We start from the raw sequence: 23,339 nt of genomic DNA on the forward strand, positions 1-23,339 counted from the left end.
CGGTGACCGCCAAGGCCGCCGACCTCCGGCTGCAGATCACCGCCAACTCCGGCGCCCCCGGCGGCCAGATCGCCGAGTTCCAGATCTTCGGCACCCCGGCCGCCAACCCCGACCTCACCGTCACGAACCTGACCTCCGCCCCGGCCAGTCCGGTGGAGACCGACGCGATCACGCTGTCGGCCACGGTCCGGAACGCGGGGACGGCGGGCTCCGCCGCGACCTCGGTCACCTTCTACGCCGGCACCACCAAGGTCGGCACCGCCGCCGTGGGCGCCCTGGCCGCCGGCGCCTCCACCACCGTCTCGGCGAACATCGGCGCCAGGGACGCGGGGACGTACCAGCTCTCGGCCAAGGTGGACGAGGACGGCAAGGTCGTCGAGCAGAACGAGGCCAACAACACCGCCACCGGCACGCTCACCGTGCGGCCGGTCGACACGGCCGACCTGATCGCCTCCCCCGTCGCCTGGACGCCGGGCAACCCGGCCGCGGGCAGCACGGTGACGTTCTCGGTCGCGATCAGGAACCAGGGCACCGTGGCGTCCGGCGGCGGCGCGCACGGCATCACGCTCACCGTCCTCAACGACGCCGGCACCGTCGTCAGGACGCTCACCGGCTCCACCAGCGGCGCCATCGCCCCCGGCGCCACGACCGGCCCGGTGAGCCTGGGCACGTGGACGGCGGCCAACGGCAGGTACACGGTCCGGACCGTGCTCGCCGACGACGCCAACGAGCTGCCGGTCAAGCGCGCCAACAACACCAGCACGCTGCCGCTGTTCGTCGGGCGCGGCGCGAACATGCCGTACGACACGTACGAGGCCGAGGACGCCGCGGTCGGCGGCGGCGCGACCCGCGTCGGCCCCAGCAGGGAGATCGGCACGGTCGCCGGCGAGGCGTCCGGGCGGCGCGCGGTGACGCTGAACCAGACCGGCGCCTACGTCGAGTTCACCACCAGGGCCCCGACGAACACCCTGGTCACCCGCTTCTCGATGCCGGACGCGCCGGGCGGCGGCGGGATCGACTCCACCCTGAACGTCTACGTCGACGGCACCTTCCTCAAGACCATCAACCTGACCTCCCGCTACGCCTGGCTGTACGGCCCCGAGGCGAGCCCGAACAACAACCCCGGCTCCGGCCCGCCCAGGCACATCTACGACGAGGCGAACCTGCTGCTCGGCAGGACCTCCCGGAGGGCAGCAGGATCAGGCTGCAGAAGGACGCGGCCAACGCCCACAACTACGCCATCGACTTCGTCGACTTCGAGCAGGTCGCGCAGCTCGGGAACCCGGACCCGGCGAAGTACGCCGTACCGGCCGGATTCTCGCACCAGGACGTGCAGAACGCGCTGGACAAGGCCCGCATGGACGCCAACCTGACCGGCGTCTACCTGCCGCCGGGCGACTACCAGACCTCCAGCAAGTTCCAGGTGTACGGCAAGGCGATCAGGGTCGTCGGCGCCGGCCCCTGGTTCACCCGGTTCCACGCGCCCGCCGGCCAGCAGAACACCGACGTCGGCTTCCGGGCGGACGCGACGGCCAACGGCTCGACGTTCGCGAACTTCGCCTACTTCGGCAACTACGTCGAGCGCATCGACGGGCCGGGCAAGGTGTTCGACTTCACGAACGTGGCGAACATGACGATCGACAACATCTGGGTCGAGCACCAGATATGTATGTTGTGGGGCACGAACACGGACAACCTGACGATCAAGAACTCGCGGATCAGGAACGTGTTCGCCGACGGCCTGAACATGACCAACGGCAGCACCGGCAACCACGTCACCAACATCGAGACCAGGTCCACGGGCGACGACAGCTTCGCGCTGTTCTCGGCCATCGACAACAACTCGGGCGAGCAGTTCGGCAACGTCTACGAGAACCTGACCTCGCTGCTGACGTGGCGGGCGGCGGGCCTGGCGGTGTACGGCGGCTACGACAACACCTTCCGGAACATCTACGTGGCCGACACGCTGGTGTACTCGGGCGTCACGATCAGCTCGCTGGACTTCGGGATCCCGATGCACGGCTTCGGCGCCAGCCCGCCCACCACGTTCGACAACATCTCGCTGGTCAGGGCCGGCGGCCACTTCTGGGGCCAGCAGACGTTCCCGGCGATGTGGCTGTTCTCCTCCTCCAAGGTGTTCCAGGGCATCCGCGTCAGCAACCTGGACATCGTGGACCCGACGTACAGCGGGATCATGTTCCAGACCGGCTACTCCAGCCCCTCGACCCCGCTGAACCCGGTCAAGGACACGATCCTCACGAACGTGTCGATCAGCGGGGCGCAGAAGAGCGGTGACGCCTTCGACGCCAAGTCCGGGTTCGGCATCTGGGTGAACGAGATGCCCGAGCCCGGCCAGGGCCCGGCGGTCGGGTCGGCCACGATCAACAACGTCAGGTTCAGCAACAACCATCAGAACATCAAGAACACGACCTCGACCTTCACCCTGACCGTGAACTAGACCTCGTCCCTGGTGGGCAACCCCTGCCAGTCGCTCACGCTGGTCACCGCGGCGGCGCTCAACAGCGCCCCGCGGTGCAGGCGCTCCTGGGGGATGAGGCCGTCGAGCGCAGCGCTGATGTAACCGGCCGCGAACGCCTCCCCCGACCCTGCCGGGTCCACCACGGGTACCTGCCAGCCCTGCACGTCGTACCGCATCCGGTCGGCCCGCACGCTGGCGCCCTTCGCGCCGCGGTCCACCACGACCTCCCGCTCCGGCGTGAGAGCCGGTTTGACCAGGTCGAGCTCGTCCTGGCGGAGGAAGAGCAGGTGCGAGTCGCAGGCCAGCTCGCTGAGCACCTCCTCGGCCTCGCGCACGGACGGCCACAGCTCGGGGACGTACTCGACGGAGAAGGAGATCATCACCTCGGCGTTCTTGGCCGCGCTCACGGCGGCGAGCACGGCGTCCTGCGCGTCCCTGCCCAGGCCCGCCGTGACGCCGCTCACGTGCAGCATCTTCGCGGCGGCGATCCGGTCGATCGGTACGTTGCCCGGCGCCAGCAGCGAGCCCGCCGAGCCGGCGCGGTAGTGCGTCACCTTGGGCTCGCGGGCGACGCGGGACTCCCGCAGGACCAGTCCCGTACGCACGCCACCGGCCACGCGCACGTCCTCGACGTCCACGCCCTCGCCCCTGAGCACGGTCAGCGCCCGGGCGCCCAGCTCGTCGTCGCCCACCTTGCCCAGGTACGCACACCGGTGCCCGAGCCGGGCCAGGCCGATGGCGAGCGTGAACTCCGGCCCGCAGACGTCCAGCCTGGCCTCGGTCTCATGGCGAACACGGCCGCTGGAGACCACCCCCAGCGGCTCGCCCAGCGTGTACACGTCCGTCATGAGGCAGACTGTAGTAGGTCAAGTCACCGCAAAAGTGATTTTTTTGCATAAGCCCTGGTTAAAGCCGTGATCAAATATTTTCTGTAACTTTAGCGAACCTTTTCCCCATCTGGTGGCTCAAAGTAGTAGAGGGAGCCGGCACCCCGGGCCGGCTCTGAGTCAATACGGGGAGAGGAATCAGCACCCTCATGAAAAAGATCGCAGTAGGTATCCTTTCCGCCCTTGTGGGCGGGGCCATGCTGGTGTCTGGCGCGGGAGCCGCCACGGCCGCCACCAAGACGGACACCCAGCTCAAGATCCGTGACATCAGCCCGAACCCCGTGGTGGTCAAGGCCGGTGCCGAGACGACCGCGTACTTCGATGTCGGGGCCAGCTCCGACGTCGAGAAGGTCGAGCTCAGCGTCGCGCCCGCGGACGCGAACTTCCGCACGATGCGCGGCAAGGACGCCAAGGACCTCGAGGGCTGGCGTTGGGCCATCGGGTTCAACGAGAACGACCCCGCCGGCAAGTGGCGGGCCACCGCCGTCGCCTTCGACAAGGGCGGCAAGGAGATCGCGAAGGACGAGGCGTTCTTCTCGGTCGAGATCGTCAAGGGCAAGGCCGACACGCGGATCTCCCGCTTCAGCGCCGACCCCTACAAGGTCCGCAAGGGCAAGTCGATCTACTTCTCCGGCCGTCTCCTGGTCGATGACCACGGTTGGGAGGGTGTCCGCGGCGAGCGCGTGAGCATCTACTACCGTGCGAACGGCTCGAGCGCCTGGAAGTGGGTCGCCTCCGACTGGACCGACCGCGGCGGCAAGTTCTACGCCAAGACCCGCGCCTACAAGAGCGGCACCTTCAGGGCCGTGTACGCCGGTGACGACGAGCTCGAGGGCGCCAAGAGCCGCACGGACTACGTGCGGGTCTACGGCTCCTGGTGGCGTCGTTGATCCATTCGCCTGAGGCCCGGTCTCCCTTTGGGGACCGGGCCTCCGGTTTTCCGGAATCTTTTACCTCTCGGAGGTTTATCGATCACTCGATCGCCGCATGGACAGTCCCATTGCGCTGATCGACCCCCGAAGGAGCCCCCGGTATGCCGCACCCCGTGATCGCCCTCGTCCTGAGCATGACGAGCACACTGGGGGCGGCGCCCGCGCCGGAACTGTCCGTACGCTACGAACGCCCCGACTCGTCGCGCGCCGAGCAGGCCAGGCAGGTGCTGAAGGACAGCGGCGCGCTGCGGACCGGGATCCGGCTGCCCGAGCCGGTCAAGGTCGTCGCCCGCGACTGCGACTCCCCCACGGCCACCTGGGACCACGAGCGACGCGAGATCACCCTCTGCTACTCGCTGGTCGACAAGGTACGCGGCACGATCAAGGGCATCTCCCAGACCGAGGAGACCAGCCCGGACGCCGCGCGGGCCCGCCTGGACGGCGCGCTGTCCGTGCTCTTCCACCACCAGCTCGGCCACGCCCTGACCACGCTCAACGGCATGCAGGACAGCGACGCGCAGGCCGACCAGTTCGCGGCGCTGACGCTCGCGGCCGACCGGCCCAAGCGCGCGGCGGCCGCCGCCGAGGCCCGCCACCTGCTCGCCGGCCACGCCGGCATCGACCACCTGTCCGGCCTGGAGGAGTCCGCCACGTTCGCCTGCCTGCTCTACGGCTCCGACCCGGCCGAGCACGCCCGCATCGCCAAGGGCGGCTGGGTTCCGGCCGAGCGCGCACCTGCCTGCGCCGCCGAGTACGGCAGGGTCAAGTCCACCATCGGGGACAAGGTCGTGAAAGTCGGCACGTGAGGGGTAGCGTCCGAAGTATGGCCGAGGACCTGCTCAAAGACTTCAACCCGTTCGACATCTTCGACGCCGAGGCCGCCCGGCTCGACCGGTACTTCTCGGGTCTCGACGAGGCCGGTTGGCGGCGGCCGTCCCGGTGCGAGGGCTGGTCGGTGCGCGACGTGCTGGCGCACCTGGCGGGCGAGGAGCTGTACAACCACGCCTGCCTCGACGGGACCGTCCATGACCTGATGGCCCAGGTCGCCGACGTGGGCGTGACCGGGTTCAACGACTTCAACGAGTGGTGCGTACGCGAGCGCCGCGACCTGCCCGTCGAGGACGTCCTGGCGGAGTGGCGGACCAAGAACGGCGAGACGCGCGAGCGCATGCGGGCACTCGGCCGCGACGCCCTGCTGGACACGATGGCCGGCCCCTACCCGGTGGGCCTGCAGACATTCCACTACGACTCCGAGTACGCCACCCACGCCGACGACGTCGGCGCGCCCGTCTCCGACCACGAGATCGACGACAGGACGTTGTGGCGGGTGGCGGTGGGCCGGTTCGTGCTGGCCGAGCAGGACGCCAAGGTGCAGGTGGAGCAGACGGCCGACGAGATGTGGACGGCCGTGGACGGGGTCACCGCCGCCCTGTCGTATCCGGAGTTCGTCGAGGCCACGGTGGGCCGCCTGCCCGCCTCCCACGAGGTCGATCCGCGCGTCGTCTCGACCCTGAGGTGCCTCGCCTGAGAGGGGAACCGTCATGTGGCTGCGTAACCGCGAGGGCACCGAGCCGCTGACCGCGCGCAGCCCGTTGCGCGCCCGCCGCGTCCTGTCCCTCGTCGCCCTGGTGCTCGGTGTCATAGCGGCGGTCTTCTTCGCCGTGCAGGCCATGAACACGGGCGAGGAGGTGTGGCGCTGGGAGGCCGCCATCGCCGCCGCCGTGGCCGTCATCGCCGCCATCGACCTGCTGGTGCTGCGGCACCGGCGCTCACGTGGTGAGGACCGCCACCAGCAGTAGCAGGATCACCACCGCGCCCAGCCAGAAGATCGCCCACACGTGGGCCAGGGCCCACATGCGCAGCCGGTCGCCGTGGCCCTGAGGGAAGGCGTCTCCACCCGACTCGATCCGGTTGATCGCCGCGACCCGCCTGGCCAGCTCGGGGTCCTCCCGCTCGAGGGCGCGCTCGATCTCGGCGAGAATGCGGCGTTCCCTTCCGGAGAGACCCATCGCACCACCATCGCTCCCACGCCGGTGCCCACCTTTTACCCACCGGTAGCCGGGGCATGCCCGGCCGTTGACGAAGGCGACCGTCACGTGATGACACCGTGTGCTGGGATCGGAACTCAGGATAATGAAGGGATGTCCACACCGCGACAGCGCTACCGCGAGCAGGTCCGGAGCGAGATCAAGCAGGCCGCGCTCGCTCAGATCGGCGCCGGCGGGGCAGCGGCCCTCAGCCTGAACGCGGTGGCCAGGCACCTGGGGATGACCGGACCGGCCATCTACAAGTATTTCGAGAGCCGCGACAGCCTGCTCACCGAGCTGATCCTCGACGGGTTCGGTGAGGTGGCGGCGGCCGTCCGCGCGGAGGTCCCGGCGGAGGGCTCAGGGGGCGAGCCGCGCGAGCGCCTGCACGCTCTGGCGCGGGCGTTCTTCTCCTGGGTCGTGGCCCACCCGCACCTGTTCCACCTGCTGGCCGGGACACCGTCGCCCGGATACCGGGCGCCGCCGGAGAGCGTCCGGCAGGCCAGGGAGGTGCTGGGGCCGTTCCTGCCGGTGTTCGGTCGGGGGCGGTGCGGGCCGGCCGCCGCGCCGCTGCGGGAGGAGCTGCTCCGCTGGGTGGAGGAGACGCCCGACGTGGCCGAATGGGTGCGCGCGTACGCGCCGGACGGCGATCCAGGCACGGCGCTGACCGGGACCGTCATGGTGTGGACCCGCCTCCAGGGCATCCTGAGCCTGGAGGTCCAGGGGCAGTTCACCGGGATGGGACACCGCGCCGCCACGCTGCTGACGGCCGAGATGGACTCGCTGGCCGACACCATGGGCCTCTAGCCCGGTCTCTAGTGCGGAAACGCCTTGGGCGGGCGTGGCGTGATCTCGTCACGGAACGCCTCGATGACGGAGACCACCTGCCGCATCAGCACGGTGTCCGCCAGGCGGTCGAGATAGAGCGAGCGCCTGGCCAGCGCGTCGAGGTCCACGGCGAAATAGAGGGCCATGAGCGGGTTGACGAACAGCTCGCTGCCGCGCGTCCTGTCGGTGAAGCGCACGTCCCCGAACTCGCCGCGCACGGCCGCGGCGATCGAGCCGTTGACGATGCTCGGGTAGGCGGGCAGCTCCGCCTGCGCGTGCGCGACCGCGTCGAGGTAGAGGGCGCCCGCCTTCGTGGCCCTGGAGACCGAGAACGCGCCCAGGTAGGCGCCGTCGCGCTCCAGGGCGGCCAGGTTCTCCAGCACCTGTACGTGGTTGACGCCGTGATAGGCGTCCACGCCGAAGCCCAGGCAGGCCACGATCTTCTCGGGGACGTCGAGGGCGTGCACGGCGGCCAGGCTCGTCATGTCGTCGGCCGGGGTGCCGAGCCCGGCCTCGTCGCCGCGCATCAGGATGTCGGTGCCGCCGTCCACCAGGACGATCGCGTCGAGGCCGAGGTGCTCGGCGAGCTTGGCGTACGCCGCGCGCAGCGGTCGCACGCCGACCTTGGGGAAGGCGTACACGGTGGACGGCTGGCCGTGCGCCGCCAGCCAGCGCGACAGGCAGCCCTCGGGGAAGTACCAGTCGCGGGAGGGCGTGTCGGGGTGGATCTCGGCGACGTCCTCGTGCAGCCAGACGTCGAGGTCGAGGGCGTCGAGGTGGCTGAACGACAAGTTCGCCAGGTGCACCTCCTTGCCTGCTTCCCGGAGGGTCAGGGCAAGGGGTAACCCGGCGTACACGTCCGATCCCCCGCCCGCGCCGGCGACGAGGATGCGGCTCGAACGATCAAGCCGGGCGGACAGGGGCGAATCGAACATGCATCAGATCTTGCCACCGTATCGCTGCTTGAAGCGCTCGACACGGCCGGCGGTGTCGAGGACGCGGCCACGGCCCGTGTAGAAGGGGTGGCTGGCGGACGACACGTCCACGTCGACGACCGGGTAGGTCCTGCCGTCCTCCCACTCGACGGTCCTGTCGCTGGTCAGGGTCGAGCGGGTGAGGAAGGCGAAGCCGACGCTCGGGTCGCGGAAGACGACCGGACGGTAGTCGGGGTGCAGGTTCTTTCTCATGGCCCTTGCAACCAGGAGACAACGGTTTTCATTCCCTGGATTCGGGATCCAGACCGAGCACCGTACGACCGCCGTCCACCGGGATCGTGGCGCCGTTGACGAAGGCCGCGTCCGGGGAGAGAAGGTGCGCCACGACGGAGGCCACCTCGGACGGGGCGGCGACGCGGCCCAGGGGGTGCAGCCTGGCCAGCTCCGCCACCACCGCCGCCGCGTCCTCCGGGGCCTGCCCGGCCAGGAACTCCTCGTACCGTTCCGTCGCCACCGAGCCGGGGGCCACGGCGTTGACCCGGATGCCGTACCTGCCGTACTCCACGGCCAGCGCCCTCGTCAGCCCCTCCGTGGCGGCCTTGGCCGTCGAGTAGGGCAGGCTGCCGGGCACCGCCCTGGTGGCCTGGTGGGAGGTGACGTTCACGATGGCGCCGGGCGTGCCGGACGCCAGGAAGTGGCGTACGGCCGTGGCGCAGCCGACCACGGCGAGGTCCAGGTTGGCCGCGATCAGCGCCCTGACCTCGGCGATCGGCGACGAGTGCACGGAGGCGTCCCGGAACACGGCGGCATTGTTCACCCAGCCCGCCAGCGTGCCCGCCTCCTGGGCCAGGTCGGCGGCCCACGCGGCGACCTCCTCGTCGGCCGCGTCGCCGATCAGGGGGATGACCCGGGGGCCGGCCCAGTCCAGGGCGCCGGGGTCGCGCTCGACGGCCACCACGGTGTCCTTCTCACCGAGGAGGAGCCGCTCCACCACGGCTCTTCCGATGCCACGCCCGCCGCCGGTCACCACATAGGAAAGAGTCATGTCCCGACGCTATGTCCCCAGTGACCTATATCACCGTATTTCCGGGAGGTGAACGGGAAAGAAACAGGCGTGATCGCCGGCGCCGAACTGAAGTCCCCCGCGCGCATGATCGGCGCACTCGCGATCACCCAGACCGCCGGATACGGCATCCTCTACTACGCGTTCTCCGTGTTCATCCCGCCGATGTCGCGCGACCTGGACGCCGGGGTCGCCCAGCTGACCGGGGCGATCACGCTGGCCGTGCTGGTGTCCGGCCTCGTGGCGCCGCTCATCGGGCGCTGGCTGGACCGGCACGGCGGGCGCGGGCTGATGACCGTGGGCTCCGCGCTGGGCGCGCTGGCGGTGCTGGCCTGGTCGCAGGTGCGGTCGGTGGTGCAGCTCTACCTCGTGTGCGGGGTGCTGGGCATGGCGTCGGCCATGGTGCTGTACGAGGCGGCGTTCGCGGTGATCGTGGCCTGGTTCGACGCGCGCCGGCGGGCGCGGGCGCTGCTGGCGGTGACGGTGGTGGCGGGGTTCGCCTCCAGCATCTTCCTGCCGCTGACCGGGTTACTCGTGGAGCTGTACGGGTGGCGGCAGGCGCTGGTCGTCCTGGCCGTCGGCTACGCGCTGACCGCCGTGCCGCTGCACGGGCTGGCCGTGCGGAGCCGGCGGGCGCCGCCCCAGGCCGGCCGGCGGGAGATCGTCCGGGCGGCGGTGCGGGGGCGGCCGTTCTGGCTGCTGGCCGCGGCCTTCCTGACCCAGACCGGCGCGGTGGCGGTCATGGGGGTGCTGCTGGTGACGTACCTGATCACGCTCGGGCATTCGCCGGTGTTCGCCGCCGGCGTGGCCGGGCTGCTCGGCGTGCTGTCCGTGACCGGGCGGCTGGTCACCACCGGGTTGCAGGCGCGGTGGCCGGTGGCGCTGATCACGGCGGTCATGTTCGTGCTGCAGGGCCTGGCGGCCGTGCTCCTGCCGCTGGTCGGGCGGGGCGGGGTGGGGGCGGTCGTGGCGGTGGTGCTGTTCGGGCTGGGGTTCGGGGTGGCCACGATCGCGCGTCCCGCGCTGCTGGCCGACCGGTACGGCACGGCCGCGTACGCGTCGCTGAGCGGGGCGCTCGCGCTGCCGATCACCGTGGCCAAGGCCGTGGCGCCGCTGCTGGCCGCCGGGATCGCGCAGGTCGCCGGGTATCCGGCGGTGATGGGGGCGGTGGCGGGGGCGTGCGTGCTCGGCGCGCTGTCACTGGTGGCCTACGAACGCGGCGCCCGCGGCACGTCGGAGGCCGCTGCTTGACCGTGCGGGGAGTGACCCCGCGTTGCATGGACAGCCGCGCGGCCTTGGCCGTACGAACAGTCGCCCGGCCTTAGTACCGTAGGCGTACCGGCCTTTCGGGGCGGCCTTCGGGACGAGCACGGCGCTGCCCGCCGCTGCCCGCCCCGGCCCGATCCGCCATCGGCGGAACTGACGATCCGTTCACCCGCGAACACGTAAGGTAGCCGCATGGATACCCCCACCGACGTCCTGCACCGCGTGTTCGGCTACGACTCGTTCCGGGAGGGCCAGCAGGAGATCATCGATCACGTCGTGGCCGGTGGTGACGCGCTCGTGCTGATGCCCACCGGCGGCGGCAAGTCGCTGTGCTACCAGATCCCCGCCCTGGTGCGCCGCGGCGTGGGGGTGGTCATCTCGCCCCTGATCGCGCTGATGCAGGACCAGGTCGACGCGCTGCGGGCGCTCGGCGTGCGGGCGGGGTTCCTCAACTCGACGCAGGACTTCGACGAGCGGCAGCTCGTGGAGTCGGAGTTCCTGGCCGGCGAGCTCGACCTGCTCTACCTCGCCCCCGAGCGGCTGCGCGTCGACGCCACGCTGCGGCTGCTGGCCAAGGGCGAGATCTCGGTGTTCGCGATCGACGAGGCCCACTGCGTGGCGCAGTGGGGTCACGACTTCCGCCCCGACTACCTGGAGCTGTCCCGGCTGCGCGAGCTGTGGCCCGAGGTGCCGCGCATCGCGCTCACCGCCACCGCCACGCCCGCCACGCACACCGAGATCTCCTCCAGGCTCGGCCTCGAGCAGGCCCGCCACTTCGTGGCCAGCTTCGACCGGCCCAACATCCACTACCGCATCGCGCCGAAGAGCGAGCCCAAGCGGCAGCTCCTGGAGTTCCTGCGCACCGAGCACCCCGGCGACTCCGGCATCGTCTACTGCCTGTCGCGCTCCTCGGTCGAGAAGATCGCGGAGTTCCTGGTGGACAACGGGATCGCGGCGGTGCCCTACCACGCGGGGCTCGACGCCCGCACCCGCGCCCTGCACCAGTCCCGCTTCCTGCGGGAGGACGGGCTGATCGTGGTGGCCACGATCGCGTTCGGCATGGGCATCGACAAGCCTGACGTGCGCTTCGTGGCCCATCTCGACCTGCCCAAGTCGCTGGAGGGCTACTACCAGGAGACCGGGCGGGCGGGGCGCGACGGGCTGCCCGCCACCGCGTGGATGGCCTACGGGCTCAACGACGTGGTGCAGCACCGGCGCATGGCCATGGAGGGCGACGACGCGCACCGCCGGCGGCAGGTGCTGCACCTGGACGCGATGCTGGCGCTGTGCGAGGCCGTGGGCTGCCGCCGGATGATGCTGCTCGACTACTTCGGGCAGAAGGGCTCGCAGCCGTGCGGCAACTGCGACACCTGCCATACGGCTCCCGAGTCGTGGGACGGCACGGTCCCCGCCCAGAAGGTGCTCTCCACGGTGCTGCGGCTGGCGCGGGAGCGGCGGCAGAAGTTCGGGGTGGGGCAGGTGGTCGACATCCTGCTCGGCAAGAAGACCGCGAAGGTGCTGCAGCACGGGCACGAGACGCTGAAGGTGTTCGGGGTGGGCGACGACCTGGGCAACGCGGAGTGGCACGGGGTCGTGCGGCAGCTGCTGGCCCAGGGGCTGCTGGCGGTGGAGTCCGACTACGGGGCGCTGGTGCTGACCGACGAGAGCGCGGCGGTGCTGCGGGGGGAGCGGGAGGTGCTGCTGCGCCGCGACACGCTGCGCCCGGCCCGCGCCAAGGTCGCCGCCACCTCCGCCGCCAAGGCCGTGGTGGAGCTGCCCGCGGAGGCCGCCGAGGTCTTCGAGCGCCTGCGCGCGTGGCGCGCGGCCACCGCCAAGGAGCAGGGCGTGCCCGCCTACGTCATCTTCCACGACGCGACCCTGCGCGAGATCGCCACCCGGGCGCCGTCGACGCTGGCCGAGCTGGGCACGGTCAACGGGGTGGGGGAGAACAAGCTGGCGAAATACGGGGAGCAGGTGCTGGAAACCCTCCACCAGGACATCGCAACGCCCTGAACCGTGGGCACCCGACCCTTGCGGCTGGTCACCGGGGCAGCGGGAGCCGGTTCGAGCGCCGTTGAAGGCGTGGTGGTGGCGACGGCCGCACGAAGAACGGTCGTCGCCACCACGTTGGTCGGCCTGTCCGCGGTGGGCGGGCGCGCTGCCTCGCGGATCCGGCCGGACGGGTTCCGTCCCCCCCTGGAACGGTGTCGTCTGCGTGGTCATCCCGGCTGTGGTCGGGTTCCCGTTACCGATCTTCTCACCGTATCGGCTGGGGCGTCGTGGGTTCGCTGGGGAGGCGTGCCGGGATCGGTGGTCTGACTTTGGTCGTACAGAGTGATCGTACGACGTGTGGGCGCTGGATGACGGGTGGGTGGACCCTCAGTTGTCGAGATACCAGTCCGGGTGGCGGCCGAGATAGGCGAGAAGGTGGTCCTGGGCGGGTGCGTGGGGGGCGACCGGCACCGGTGGGGCGAACCTGGTGGGGCGGTCGTGGGGGGTGACGAACAGGTGGGCCAGGTCGAGCAGTTCCTCGGCCAGGAGCGGCGGGATCGGGCGGTGCTCGCCGCAGGCCCTGGCCACGTCCCAGCCGTGTACGGCGATCTCGATGGCGCCCACCGCCGCGACCATGGGGCCGGTCAGGTGGCGGTCGTCGATGAAGACCAGATTGTCGGTGATCATGGCGGTCCACCGGCCGAGCACCTCCGTGGCGCCGTCCCTGACCAGGAGGGCCGGGTTGCAGCCCCGTGCGGTGGAGGGTTGCGCCCACGCCGGTGGACGCGGCGGCCGTCCCGCGGCCCGCCCCGGCCCCGCACCCACCCCGGAAGCCGCGGCACCACCGAGGCGGCCGACGGAGCCCTGCCGTGGTCCCGCAGCGCCCGGCTCTCCGCCCGTGAAGCCCTGCCGTGGTCCCGCAGCGCCCGGCTCTCCGCCCGTGAAGCCCTGCCGTGGTCCCGCAGCGCCCGGCTCTCCGCCCGTGAAGCCCTGCCGTCCTCCCGTAGTGCCGTGTCGTCCTCCCGTAGTGCCGTGTCGTCCTCCCGTAGTGCCGTGTCGTCCTCCCGTAGTGCCGTGTCGTCCTCCCGTAGTGCCGTGTCGTCCTCCCGCGATGCCCTGCCATGGGCCCGCGGCGGCTTGCCATGGGGCCATCGGCGGGCTGCCCGGCGGGTCGGGGGTGATGCGCCGCGCACCCGCGGGGGGACCGCCGGCCTCGCCCGGTGTGGCCTGCCACGGATCCGCCGATGGGTCGCCGGTCCGGGCACGAAGGGGGTGGGTGGGGGTGGGTGGGATGTGACCGGCGGCGGCTTCGTGCAGGGTGCGCAGGGAGTCGTCCATGTGCGCCAGCAGGCGCTGGAGGTTCCAGCCGGTGCAGGGCGTCGCGCGGCAGAGGGCGGCCGGGGTCACGACGCGCAGGCTGCCGAGTGTGTAGTCGATGGCCCGCTCCAGCAGCGCCACGCCCGCCGCCAGCGCCCGATCATGCTCGCTCATATCGCCTCCTCATGGATGGAGACCCACCGGCAGGTGAAAAATCATCGCCTCGTATAGGGCTTTTCTCCGAAGGGGTGGCATCCGTCCCCGTTCGTACGGTGGGTGCGCCGTACGCTGAGGGCGGAGCGAAAGGATCTGCCATGGGCATGCTCAGCAGACTGTTCGACCGATTCCTCGGCCTGCCCGAAGCCACCACCCCAGACATCGACGTGGCCCGTGACCTGCGGGTTCCGATGCCCGACGGGGTCGTGCTGCTCGCCGACCGCTACCGGCCGCGCGGGTCGGGGGCGATGCCGGTGGTGTTGATGCGCACCCCGTACGGCAAGCACAAGTTCGACGCCAAGGGCACCGCCCGCGTGCTGGCCAGGCGCGGCATGCAGGTCGTCGTGCAGAACGCCAGGGGTACGTTCGGCTCGGGCGGCGAGTTCACGGCCTTCCACCAGGAGAAGGCGGACGGCCTGGCCACGGCCGCCTGGCTGCGGGAGCAGCCGTGGTGCGACGGCCGGCTGGCGATGGCCGGGGCGAGCTACCTGGGATACACGCAGTGGGCGGTCGGCCCCTACCTCGACCCGCCGCTGGAGGCCATGTGCCTGGGGGTGACGGCCAGCGAGTTCCGGAGCACGTTCTATCCCGGCGGGGTGTTCGCCCTGAACAACCTGCTGACCTGGGCGTCGCTCATCGGTACGCAGGAGACGGCGCCGCTGGGCGGCCTGCTGCCGAATCCGCGGTTCGACAGCCGGGTACGCCGGGCCATGGCCCACGTCCCGATCGGCACGTCCGACGTGGCCGCCATCCGTACGCGGGTGCCGTTCCTGCGGGAGGCGGCGGCACACTCCGAGGCGGGTGACGCCTTCTGGGTGGAGACCGACAACAGCGCCGCCGCGGTCAAGATGACGACGCCCACCAGCATGGTCACGGGCTGGTGGGACCTGCTGCTGCCGGCCCAGCTCCGTGACTTCACCGCGCTGCGGGAGGCCGGGCGGCGCAGCCGGATCGTGATCGGCCCCTGGGGGCACGACCTGGGCGCGATGCGGGCGCTGCTGTCGGACGAGGTGTCGTGGCTGTCGGCGCACCTGCTCGGCGACACCGCCCAGCTCCAGCGCGCACCGGTGCGGCTCTACCTGCAGCGGGCCGACCGGTGGCTGGACTTCGACGAGTGGCCGCCGCCGCAGTCCGTGCCCACGCCGCTGTACCTGCTGGCGCATCGCGGGCTCGGCTGGGACCCGCCGGACGAGGGCGGCACGGACACGTTCACGTACGATCCCGCCCATCCCACGCGGTCGTGCGGCGGGGCGCTGCTCGACATGCGCGAGTCGAAGCAGCGCGACAACCGGGACGTCGAGGCCCGCCCCGACGTGCTCGTCCACACCGGGACGCCGCTCCCCCGCCCCCTCGACCTGATCGGGCCCGTCTCGGCCACCGTGCACGTGCGGACCGACACCGGGCACGGCGACGTGTTCGTACGGCTGTGCGACGTCGACACCGCCGGGGTCTCGCGCAACGTCACGGACGGCATTCTGCGGTTGCCCGCCGGGAGCGAGGGCGTGGTCAGGGCCGAGGTCGAGCTGCACCCGACCGCGTACCGGTTCCGGCGCGGGCACCGGCTGCGGGTGCAGGTGGCGGGCGGGGCGTTCCCCCGGTACGCGCGCAACCACGGGACCGGCGAGCCGGTGGGGCAGGCCGTGCGGACGCGGCCCACCCGGTTCGAGGTCTTCCACGACACGGAGCACCCCACGTCGCTGACCCTGCCCGTGTTCGAGGGGCGGCGGCCGCCGGTGTAGGCCCCTGACGTCTGGAACCTCCTGCCCGGGATGCGGGTAATGAGGGCGAGGAGGTTCTCGACGATGTTGTTTTCGGACGGTCTGAAGATTTTCGGGCCGGTGGTGGTCATGGCGCTCGCCGCTGGGTGCGGGGCCGCGGTTCCGGCGGGTGGACCCGCTGCGACGGGTGGATCCGCGCCGACGGGTGGATCCGTGCCGACGGGTGGATCCGTTCCGGCGCCGGTGACGCCGACGGCGGCGCCCGTGGTCACCGGTGCGGGTTGTAACGGCACGCAGGTTCTCCGGGGGAGCGGGTTTCCGGAGGTGAAGGGGGAGGCTCGGGACGCGGAGCTGTGGGGATTGCTGTTCCTGCGGGCGCCGCCGCCGCTCCCCCGGAGAGAGGAGGTCAAGATCGTGTGGCGGATGACCGGTGAAGGGCCGCTGCGCGTCCGGGCCACGCTCGCGGACGGGACCGCCGCCAAGCCGGCCTGGGGACCCAAGGAGCACGGCGGGTCGAACTGGCGGCGGCCCGGGCAGGAGTGGGGCACCGGGTTCGTGTTCCCGAAGCGCGGCTGCTGGAAGGTCGAGCTCACCCGCACCCGGGGGTCAGGGCACGTCTGGTTGTCGGTGAAATGAAGTCATCCCCAGGTCATCCCCGGGGCAGGGTGCGGTCGATGAAGGCGGTCACGTCGTCCAGGACCTCGTCCTTGTTCGTCTCGTTGAAGACCTCGTGCCGGGCCCCCGGGTAGATCCGCTCCGTCAGGTCGGTGCCCTTGACGGCCGCCACGCCGATGCGGCTGCCGGGGAGCGGCACCAGCTGGTCGTCCTCCCCGTGCACCCACAGCGTGGGGAGCGCGCCGAAGGTGCCGCCCTTGGCGATCGTGGCCAGCATCGCCGCGAACGCCTCCAGCGTGGCGCGCTTGAACGGCCCGTGCCACACCATCGGGTCGGCGGCGTACGCGGTGCCCACCGACGGGTCGCGGGAGAGCGTCGCCGGGTCGATGGGAACGTCCGGCGGCTCCTCGTACGCCAGCAGCTGGGGCACGACCGCCCACTCGCCGATCACCGGCCCGGACAGGACGAGGGCGGTCAGGCCCGCGCCGTACCGCTGGGCGTAGCGGGCCGCGATCATGCCGCCCATCGAGTGGCCGATCAGCACGACCGGGACGCCCGGGTGCTCGGCCCTGGCGCGTTCCTCGACCGAGTGCACGTCGGTGACCACGTCCTCGAAGTCCTCGACGAGCACCCGGTCGCCCTCCGACCTGCCGTGGCCCATGTGGTCGAGGCCGAGGACGGCGGCGCCGTGACGGACGAGCCGGTCGGCCACGTACTCGTAGCGGCCGATGTGCTCGCCGTAGCCGTGGACCAGCAGGGCGAGGTATCGGGGCTGGTCATGGGGCCATTCGCGGACCTTGTTGAGGCCCCTGGTGCCGGTGAAGGTGTGCTCACGTGATCGCGCCATGTTCGCTCCCGCCTCGAAATTGCGGTGAGCGTACGCCGCCGGCCGGGCATCGTCCAACCGGGCGCGGAAAGGGTGGCCGCGATGTCCGAAAACCGCTGACTTCCGAGGGGGCGGCGGTGTTGAAGATGGTATGGACATCTACACCACGATCGACAGCCCGGTGGGCGAGATCCTGCTCGCCGGGGACGGCACGGCGCTGACCCGCGTCTCGTTCGACCTGTCCGCGGTGCGGGCGGGGTGGCGGCGCGAGCCGCTCGCGTTCGCGGCGGCGGAGCGGCAGCTCGGCGAGTATTTCGCGGGCGAGCGCACCTCCTTCGACCTGCCCCTCGGCCCGCGCGGGACCGCGTTCCAGGAGCGGGTGTGGGCGGAGGTGGCGACGATCCCGTACGGCACCACGACCACCTACGGCGCGCTGGCCGCCCGCGTCGGCGCGCCCGCGGACCGGATCCGGGCGGTCGGCGCGGCCGTCGGCGCGAACCCGCTGCTCGTCGTCCTGCCCTGCCACCGCGTGGTCGCCGCGAACGGCGCGCTGACCGGGTACGCGGGCGGCCTCGAACGCAAGCACGCGCTGCTCACGCTCGAAGGCGCCCTGCAGCCGCAGCTCTGGAGCGTGCTCTCATGAGGCTCATGGAGGCCGAGCGGGTCGACGCGGCAGACTGGGGGAAGCTGGCGGGCGAGCTCGACGCGTACGGGTGCGCGCTGACGCCCCCGGTGCTCACCGCCGAGGAGTGCGCGGAGATCGCCGGCCTGTACGACGAGACCGGGTTCTTCCGGGCCACCATCGACATGGAGCGCTACCGGTTCGGCGCCGGACAGTACCGGTATTTCGGCCACCCGCTCCCGCCGCTGGTCGAGCGGCTGCGGGCGGCGTTCTATCCCCGGCTGCTGCCGATCGCCCGCGACTGGGCGGCCCGGCTGGGGCAGCCCGCGCCCTGGCCGGACGACTTCGGCGAGTGGCTGGACATGTGCCACCGGGCCGGGCAGACCAGGCCGACGCCCATCCTGCTGCGCTACCGGGAGAACGACTGGAACGCCCTGCACCGAGACCTGTACGGGGACCTGGTGTTCCCGCTGCAGGTCGTGATCGGGCTGGACCGGCCCGGCGAGGACTACACCGGGGGCGAGTTCCTGCTGGTGGAGCAGCGGCCCCGGGCCCAGTCGCGGGGCACGGTGACGCTGTTGCCGCAGGGGCACGGGCTGATCTTCACCACCCGGGACCGGCCCGTGCGCTCCTCGCGGGGGTGGTCGGCCTCGCCCGTGCGGCACGGGGTGAGCACCGTACGGTCGGGGCTGCGGCATACGCTGGGGCTGGTCTTCCACGACGCCAAGTGACTTCATGGGAAAGATCGTGATTCCACTGCCGATGAGGGAGGTCGCGCCAGGGGCCGTCCACGTCCCCGGGTGGTTGACGCTCGACGAGCAGCGGCACCTCGTCCAGGCGTGCCGCGAGTGGGCGACCGGGCCCGTGCCGATCCGGCACACCGTGCTGCCCAGGGGCGGGGTCATGTCGGTGCAGACCGTCTGCCTGGGGTGGCACTGGCAGCCGTACAGGTACACCCGGCTCGCCCACGACGTGAACGGGCGCCAGGTGGCGGAGTTCCCGGCGTGGCTGGGCGAGCTGGGCCGCCGCGCCCTGGCCGACGCCTACGGCCAGGAGCACCCCGCCGAGGCGTACGAGCCCGACACCGCGCTGATCAACTTCTACGACGGCCAGGCGAAGATGGGGATGCACCAGGACAAGGACGAGAAGTCCGACGCCCCGGTGGTGTCGCTGAGCATCGGTGACGCCTGCGTGTTCCGCTTCGGCAACACCGAGACGCGCGGGCGGCCGTACACCGACGTCCGGCTCGCCTCGGGCGACCTGTTCGTGTTCGGCGGGCCGTCCCGCTTCGCCTACCACGGCGTGCCGAAGGTCTACCCGGGCACCGGCGATCCCGCCACCGGGCTGGCCTCCGGCCGCCTCAACCTCACGATGCGCGTCACCGGCCTACGGTGACGTAGTCGAACTCGTCGTCGGAGAGCGTGCGCCGCAGCGTGCGCAGCACCTTGGCCGGGTCGTCGCCGGGCCCTTCGACGTAGAAGGGCCGGCCGTCGCGGCCGAACGTGATCGCCGAGCCGCCCTCCCACTTGCCCAGCAGGTCGGCGCCGGGCCCGAAGTCGTCGTGCGGCTCGAACCCGAACGTGCGCGCGTAGTCGATCGAGCCGAACAGCAGGTGCCTGGCCAGCTCGATCGGCGCCTCCTGCCAGCCCGCGTACTCGCCGAAGAAGTATTCGCGGAAGCGCGCCAGGTCGCGGTCGTCGAGCACGTCGGGGCCGATGGCGTTCTTCACGCCCAGGCAGTAGACGTCGGCCAGGTAGCCGCAGACCGACAGCCGGTCCCAGGTGTGCCGCCGGGCGACGAGCACGCTGACCATGCCGCCCACCCCGCTGGCGGGGGCCTGGTCCACCCATCCGCGGGCGGGATCGACGCCGAGCCCCTCGCTCCAGCCGACGTTGATCCAGCAGCCGGCCACCTCGGCCTCTTCGGCGCCCGTGGTCTCGGCGGCCACGGCCCGCACCAGCGGCGCCACGACCGACGGCGAGACCTTGAGCGCGCGGGCGATCTCCTTGGGCGACTTGCCCTGGCGGCGCAGCTCGCGTACCTGGTCCATCAGTTCCATTGGGGCAGCCTAGCCTCACCCGCCACACGCATCGAGCCACCACCAGCCGTCCGCGAGCTCGAAGCTCGGGCAGACGCGCACGCCGAAGCCGTCGTAGGCGCCGCGCGGCGCTCCGGTGAAGTGGGCGTACCCGACGGCGTCGTCCGGGATGCCGACCCGGTCGGGCACGAACAGCACCCGTCCCCCGTCCTCGGCCCGCCAGGTCACCACGCCGCAGGTCGCGGAGACGAAGCAGAGCTCGCCGGGCAGCCGCGCCCCGTGGTACGACCCGGAGGCCAGCCGGCCCGCGCGGGCCAGCTCCACCACGCGGCCGAACGCGGGCCGTTCCAGGTAGAACCGCGCCCGGGCGCGCAGGTCCGGAGAGACCGCCAGGACGGCGGGCGCCACCACGCCCGCGACCAGGAGCAGGCAGGTCGCGCTGATCACACCGGACCGTCCCCGAACGGCCACGAAGGCCACCGCGGGGGCGGTCAGCACCACGAACGCGGACATCGCGGCCACCAGCACGAACGGCGCCAGGATCCACAGCTCGGTGTGCAGCCAGCCGGAGTGCAGGACCAGGCCGACGAGCGCCAGACCCAGCACACCCATCCCCAGCAGCAGGAACCCGCAGATGATCCGCCATCTCACGGCAACCCAGCCTAGGAACCACATGTGCAGAGGCAGCCCGATAAATGTGGAGGTATTGCCGCAGTATCGCGGGCCGCCCGGCGGGCTACGTGAGGCGGCGGGCGAGCCAGGCCAGGGCCAGCGGGTAGCGGTATTCGATGCCGCCGTGACCGGCGTCGAAGAGCTCGAAGTGGACCCGCTCGCCCGGCACGCCCGCCGCCCGCACCGCCCGGTGGAACGCCACGGCGCCGAAGTCGAGGAAGTACTCGTCCCGGTTGCCGGCGTCCACCCAGATCGCGCGCATCGACCGCAGCGCCTCGGCGTGCCGCGGCTCCCCGGCCATCACCACCGGGTCCCGGGCCAGCCAGCGCTGCCACACCTCCGGCACGACGGCGCCCGTGTCGTCGAACGGCATGCGCACGGTCCCGTCCTCGTCGGCGGAGTAGGCGGCCGCGTAGGCGTACATCTCCAGCAGCTCCAGGTCGCCCTCCTTGGTGCCGGCCAGCCGGCCGCGGAAGTCGGCGAGGAACTTGTCGTACGAGCCGCCGTACATGTCGCGCAGCCTGCGGGCCAGCTCGGGGAACGACCGCCGCGCGCAGACCTCGAACAGCGCGTCCCCGGCGTGCGTGGCCAGCGCGCCGAACACGTCGGGCGCCAGCATCGCGGTCACCATGGCGCCATAGCCGCCGCTCGACTTGCCGGTGACGGCCCGGTGGTCGCGGTCGGCGATCGTGCGGTAGCGCGCGTCCACGTACGGCACGATCTCGTCGCGCAGGTAGGAGTGGTAGCGGCCGGTGCCGGGCGAGTCGAGATACTGGCTGCCGCCGAGCGAGGTCCACGCGTCCACGTACACGACGATGGCGGGCGGCACGTCGCCGGCGGCGAACATCGCGTCGGCCAGCTCCGGGTACGGCTGCCGGAACGGCGCCCGGTTGAACCACATGGCGACGTGCCCGGTGTAGCCGAGCAGCACGTAGATGGACGGGTAGCGGCGGCCGGGCTCGTCGTCGTAGCCCGGCGGGACGTACACCACCAGCGGCCTCTCGTGCGGGTCGCCCAGCGGGTTGCCGCGCAGCAGGGCGCTGTCGACGACGTGGTGGTCGAGGCGGCCGGCCAGCTCGGCGGACCAGGGCAGCATGGGATCTCCTTCTGGGGACGGGTCAGCCGACCGACGTGGTCACCGTGTCGACGTCCGCCTGGCCGACGGACCGGCCGGAGACCAGCACGAGTGACAGGTTGTGCAGGTCGGAGATGCGTTCGAGCGGGTCGCCCGCGACCGCGATGAGGTCGGCGCGCTTGCCGGGATCGAGGCTGCCGGCCACCTCCCCCACCCCGCAGGCGTCGGCGGCCAGCATGGTGGCCAGCTCGATGATCTCCGCGTTGCCGTAGCCGGCCATCGCGAAGACCTCCAGACCCCCGACGTACCCATCGGTCCGGTTCTCGATGCCGCCCACCGCGAATCCGGAGTCGGTGCCCGCGATCTGCCGCACGCCCGCCTCCCGCATCGCGGAGATCCCGGCCAGCCAGGTGTCCAGCATCTCCTCCCCGTGCACTTCGCGGATCCGCCAGAACGCGCCGTGCACCGTGGGGCAGACGTACGTGCCGCTGGCCGCGACCAGGTCGGCGAGCTTGGCGTCGTAGCGGTGGCCCGACGGGGTGAAGAACGTGCAGTGCTCGATGGTGGTGACGCCGGCCTCGACGGAGCTGCGGATCGCCGCGTGGGCGTGGGCGTGGGCCGCGACGCCCTTGCCGCGCGTGGCGGCCTCCTCGACGACGACGCGGAGCTGCTCGGTGCCGTACTGCGGCACCCAGCTCGGCGGCGCGCCCGGCGTCATCTGGCCGCCGGAGGCCATCACCTTCAGGCAGTCGGCACCCGCGCGCAGGTTCTCCCTGGCCACGCGGCGGATGGCGGGCTCGTCGTCGGCCTCGCCGCCCATGTACCAGCAGTGGCCGCCGGTGATGGTGATCGGCCTGGTGGCGGCCACCAGGTGCGGGCCGACGGTCAGGCCCTCCTCGATGGCGTCGCGTAACGCCAGGTCGAGGAAGCCGCGCGCGCCGAGGTCGCGGGCGGTGGTGACGCCGGCGGAGACGAGCTTGCGGGCGTTCTCGGCCATGCGCAGGAGCAGGTGGTGGTCGCTCTCGGGGCTGCGCCGGGTCACCGGGTCGACCTTGTCGTCGAACCCCAGGTGCACGTGCGCGTCGACCAGCCCGGGCAGCACCGTGTGGCCGGGCAGGTCGAGGACCTCGTCCGCCTCGCCGGCGCTGCCGCGCGGCCCCACGGAGACGATCCGCGGCCCGTCGACGAGCACCTCGCCGTCCGGGATCACTTCTCCGGGACGCCCGGTGAGCACCTTGGCCGCGCGAATGATCCTCATGTGCTCCACCCTGCCACGCGCCTAAAGGCCGCGAGAAGGGGATCGTAAGCCGGGCGCGGCACCTTTGAGGACATCGCAGAGCCCAACAGGAAGGACCGGGACGATGATCCAGACCGCCGAGTACGACCTCATCCGCCTCTTCGACGCCCCCCGCGAGCTGGTGTGGGCCGCCTGGACCGAGCCCGAGCGGTTCTCCCGCTGGTTCGGGCCCGCGTCGCTGGCCACGCCGGTGGGCCGGATCACCCTGGACGCGCGGCCGGGCGGGATCTGGCGGACGACGCTGGTGGGCGACGAGGGGTTCGAGGTGACGATGGACGGCACGTACCGGGAGGTGGTGGCGCCGGAGCGGCTGGTGTTCACGACGGGCGACCCCGACGCCCCCGGTGACGGGCCCGCGTCCGTCGTGACGATCCGCCTGACGGAGGTGGACGGCAGGACCGAGATGTGCTTCCACCAGTACGGTGTCAACACCGACCAGGAGCACGCCGAGCAGGCCAAGGCGGGCTGGCTCGAGTTCTTCGACCGCCTGGCCGAGCACGTGGCGCCCGCCCGCCTGGCGTGACGCGGCACGGA

At 71.7% G+C, this 23,339-nt stretch carries 25 protein-coding genes and 1 pseudogene; 15 read left to right on the forward strand and 11 right to left on the reverse strand.

Annotated features, from left to right (window positions below):
* Positions 1-152: 152 nt before the first annotated feature.
* Together ACTWPW_RS32475 and ACTWPW_RS32480 are read left to right on the forward strand one after the other, a co-directional pair.
* Positions 153-1,207, forward strand: a pseudogene (locus ACTWPW_RS32475) (CARDB domain-containing protein); the annotation flags it as partial.
* A gap of 123 nt (positions 1,208-1,330) precedes the next feature.
* Complete coding sequence (locus ACTWPW_RS32480; RefSeq protein WP_443170887.1) at positions 1,331-2,458, forward strand: hypothetical protein; 1,128 nt, start codon at positions 1,331-1,333, stop codon at positions 2,456-2,458.
* Here the strand turns inward: ACTWPW_RS32480 and ACTWPW_RS32485 are convergent.
* Positions 2,455-3,327 (reverse strand): sugar kinase, encoded by an 873-nt coding sequence (locus tag ACTWPW_RS32485; protein WP_443170843.1) that lies wholly within the window; start codon positions 3,325-3,327, stop codon positions 2,455-2,457. The genes ACTWPW_RS32480 and ACTWPW_RS32485 overlap by 4 nt on opposite strands.
* Before the next feature lie 236 nt (positions 3,328-3,563).
* On the opposite strand from ACTWPW_RS32485, the gene ACTWPW_RS32490 reads away from it, so the two are divergent.
* The 4 genes from ACTWPW_RS32490 to ACTWPW_RS32505 all read left to right on the forward strand — a co-directional run bounded on the left by ACTWPW_RS32490 (position 3,564) and on the right by ACTWPW_RS32505 (position 6,097).
* A complete protein-coding gene (locus tag ACTWPW_RS32490; RefSeq protein WP_443170844.1) occupies positions 3,564-4,256 on the forward strand; it encodes a hypothetical protein in 693 nt (230 codons plus the stop codon).
* Positions 4,257-4,399: 143 nt separating this feature from the next.
* Positions 4,400-5,104 (forward strand): DUF4344 domain-containing metallopeptidase, encoded by a 705-nt coding sequence (locus ACTWPW_RS32495; protein ID WP_443170845.1) that lies wholly within the window; start codon positions 4,400-4,402, stop codon positions 5,102-5,104.
* Between the two features lie 17 nt (positions 5,105-5,121).
* Positions 5,122-5,826 carry a maleylpyruvate isomerase family mycothiol-dependent enzyme gene (locus tag ACTWPW_RS32500; RefSeq protein WP_443170846.1) on the forward strand — a complete coding sequence of 235 codons (705 nt, stop codon included), beginning with the start codon at positions 5,122-5,124 and terminating at the stop codon, positions 5,824-5,826.
* A 13-nt stretch (positions 5,827-5,839) separates the two neighbouring features.
* Complete coding sequence (locus ACTWPW_RS32505) at positions 5,840-6,097, forward strand: DUF6343 family protein (protein WP_375113133.1); 258 nt, start codon at positions 5,840-5,842, stop codon at positions 6,095-6,097.
* Here the strand turns inward: ACTWPW_RS32505 and ACTWPW_RS32510 are convergent.
* Positions 6,068-6,307, reverse strand: coding sequence for a DUF3040 domain-containing protein (locus ACTWPW_RS32510; protein ID WP_375113132.1), 240 nt, complete (start codon positions 6,305-6,307; stop codon positions 6,068-6,070). The two genes, ACTWPW_RS32505 and ACTWPW_RS32510, sit on opposite strands and share 30 nt — an antisense overlap.
* A gap of 132 nt (positions 6,308-6,439) precedes the next feature.
* Here ACTWPW_RS32510 and ACTWPW_RS32515 point away from each other — a divergent pair, with 132 nt between their 5' ends.
* Positions 6,440-7,132, forward strand: coding sequence for a TetR-like C-terminal domain-containing protein (locus ACTWPW_RS32515; RefSeq protein ID WP_443170847.1), 693 nt, complete (start codon positions 6,440-6,442; stop codon positions 7,130-7,132).
* An 8-nt stretch (positions 7,133-7,140) separates the two neighbouring features.
* On the opposite strand, the gene ACTWPW_RS32520 is transcribed toward ACTWPW_RS32515, so the two are convergent.
* The 3 genes from ACTWPW_RS32520 to ACTWPW_RS32530 are packed head-to-tail and all read right to left on the reverse strand — an operon-like array spanning position 7,141 to position 9,133.
* Complete coding sequence (locus tag ACTWPW_RS32520) at positions 7,141-8,088, reverse strand: DUF1152 domain-containing protein (RefSeq protein WP_375113130.1); 948 nt, start codon at positions 8,086-8,088, stop codon at positions 7,141-7,143.
* Positions 8,089-8,091: 3 nt separating this feature from the next.
* Complete coding sequence (locus tag ACTWPW_RS32525) at positions 8,092-8,340, reverse strand: type B 50S ribosomal protein L31 (RefSeq protein WP_375113129.1); 249 nt, start codon at positions 8,338-8,340, stop codon at positions 8,092-8,094.
* 28 nt (positions 8,341-8,368) lie between these two features.
* Positions 8,369-9,133, reverse strand: coding sequence for an SDR family NAD(P)-dependent oxidoreductase (locus ACTWPW_RS32530; protein ID WP_375113128.1), 765 nt, complete (start codon positions 9,131-9,133; stop codon positions 8,369-8,371).
* 69 nt (positions 9,134-9,202) lie between these two features.
* Here ACTWPW_RS32530 and ACTWPW_RS32535 point away from each other — a divergent pair, with 69 nt between their 5' ends.
* Positions 9,203-10,402, forward strand: coding sequence for an MFS transporter (locus tag ACTWPW_RS32535; protein WP_443170848.1), 1,200 nt, complete (start codon positions 9,203-9,205; stop codon positions 10,400-10,402).
* A 207-nt stretch (positions 10,403-10,609) separates the two neighbouring features.
* Entirely contained in the window at positions 10,610-12,430 is a 1,821-nt protein-coding gene (recQ, locus tag ACTWPW_RS32540; RefSeq protein ID WP_443170849.1) for a DNA helicase RecQ, read from the forward strand.
* Positions 12,431-12,796: 366 nt separating this feature from the next.
* Here recQ and ACTWPW_RS32545 read toward each other — a convergent pair whose 3' ends face one another.
* A complete protein-coding gene (locus tag ACTWPW_RS32545; RefSeq protein WP_443170850.1) occupies positions 12,797-13,900 on the reverse strand; it encodes a maleylpyruvate isomerase N-terminal domain-containing protein in 1,104 nt (367 codons plus the stop codon).
* Between the two features lie 146 nt (positions 13,901-14,046).
* Here ACTWPW_RS32545 and ACTWPW_RS32550 point away from each other — a divergent pair, with 146 nt between their 5' ends.
* Together ACTWPW_RS32550 and ACTWPW_RS32555 are read left to right on the forward strand one after the other, a co-directional pair.
* Positions 14,047-15,681 carry a CocE/NonD family hydrolase gene (locus ACTWPW_RS32550; RefSeq protein WP_443170851.1) on the forward strand — a complete coding sequence of 545 codons (1,635 nt, stop codon included), beginning with the start codon at positions 14,047-14,049 and terminating at the stop codon, positions 15,679-15,681.
* Between the two features lie 303 nt (positions 15,682-15,984).
* Complete coding sequence (locus tag ACTWPW_RS32555) at positions 15,985-16,296, forward strand: hypothetical protein (protein ID WP_375113123.1); 312 nt, start codon at positions 15,985-15,987, stop codon at positions 16,294-16,296.
* 13 nt (positions 16,297-16,309) lie between these two features.
* Here the strand turns inward: ACTWPW_RS32555 and ACTWPW_RS32560 are convergent, their stop codons facing one another.
* Positions 16,310-17,122 (reverse strand): lysophospholipase, encoded by an 813-nt coding sequence (locus ACTWPW_RS32560; RefSeq protein ID WP_443170852.1) that lies wholly within the window; start codon positions 17,120-17,122, stop codon positions 16,310-16,312.
* A 130-nt stretch (positions 17,123-17,252) separates the two neighbouring features.
* Here ACTWPW_RS32560 and ACTWPW_RS32565 point away from each other — a divergent pair, with 130 nt between their 5' ends.
* Genes ACTWPW_RS32565 through ACTWPW_RS32575 form a run of 3 tightly spaced genes read left to right on the forward strand, consistent with a single transcriptional unit; the run spans position 17,253 to position 19,118 of the window.
* A complete protein-coding gene (locus ACTWPW_RS32565) occupies positions 17,253-17,744 on the forward strand; it encodes a methylated-DNA--[protein]-cysteine S-methyltransferase (RefSeq protein ID WP_443170853.1) in 492 nt (163 codons plus the stop codon).
* Entirely contained in the window at positions 17,741-18,454 is a 714-nt protein-coding gene (locus tag ACTWPW_RS32570; protein WP_375113120.1) for a 2OG-Fe(II) oxygenase, read from the forward strand. Before ACTWPW_RS32565 ends, ACTWPW_RS32570 begins: the two co-directional genes overlap by 4 nt.
* Positions 18,455-18,458: 4 nt before the next feature.
* Positions 18,459-19,118 (forward strand): alpha-ketoglutarate-dependent dioxygenase AlkB family protein, encoded by a 660-nt coding sequence (locus ACTWPW_RS32575; RefSeq protein WP_443170854.1) that lies wholly within the window; start codon positions 18,459-18,461, stop codon positions 19,116-19,118.
* Here the strand turns inward: ACTWPW_RS32575 and ACTWPW_RS32580 are convergent.
* The 4 genes from ACTWPW_RS32580 to ACTWPW_RS32595 all read right to left on the reverse strand — a co-directional run bounded on the left by ACTWPW_RS32580 (position 19,102) and on the right by ACTWPW_RS32595 (position 22,766).
* Positions 19,102-19,782, reverse strand: coding sequence for a helix-turn-helix domain-containing protein (locus tag ACTWPW_RS32580; RefSeq protein WP_443170855.1), 681 nt, complete (start codon positions 19,780-19,782; stop codon positions 19,102-19,104). The genes ACTWPW_RS32575 and ACTWPW_RS32580 overlap by 17 nt on opposite strands.
* Before the next feature lie 15 nt (positions 19,783-19,797).
* Complete coding sequence (locus tag ACTWPW_RS32585; protein WP_375113117.1) at positions 19,798-20,412, reverse strand: hypothetical protein; 615 nt, start codon at positions 20,410-20,412, stop codon at positions 19,798-19,800.
* A gap of 85 nt (positions 20,413-20,497) precedes the next feature.
* Complete coding sequence (locus ACTWPW_RS32590) at positions 20,498-21,529, reverse strand: alpha/beta hydrolase-fold protein (RefSeq protein ID WP_443170856.1); 1,032 nt, start codon at positions 21,527-21,529, stop codon at positions 20,498-20,500.
* 22 nt (positions 21,530-21,551) lie between these two features.
* Entirely contained in the window at positions 21,552-22,766 is a 1,215-nt protein-coding gene (locus ACTWPW_RS32595) for an amidohydrolase family protein (protein WP_375113114.1), read from the reverse strand.
* 103 nt (positions 22,767-22,869) lie between these two features.
* Here ACTWPW_RS32595 and ACTWPW_RS32600 point away from each other — a divergent pair, with 103 nt between their 5' ends.
* Positions 22,870-23,328 (forward strand): SRPBCC family protein, encoded by a 459-nt coding sequence (locus tag ACTWPW_RS32600; protein WP_443170857.1) that lies wholly within the window; start codon positions 22,870-22,872, stop codon positions 23,326-23,328.
* The last annotated feature ends 11 nt before the right edge of the window (positions 23,329-23,339 follow it).

It is taken from the genome of Nonomuraea sp. KM90 (genome assembly GCF_052246675.1).
Taxonomy (GTDB): domain Bacteria; phylum Actinomycetota; class Actinomycetes; order Streptosporangiales; family Streptosporangiaceae; genus Nonomuraea.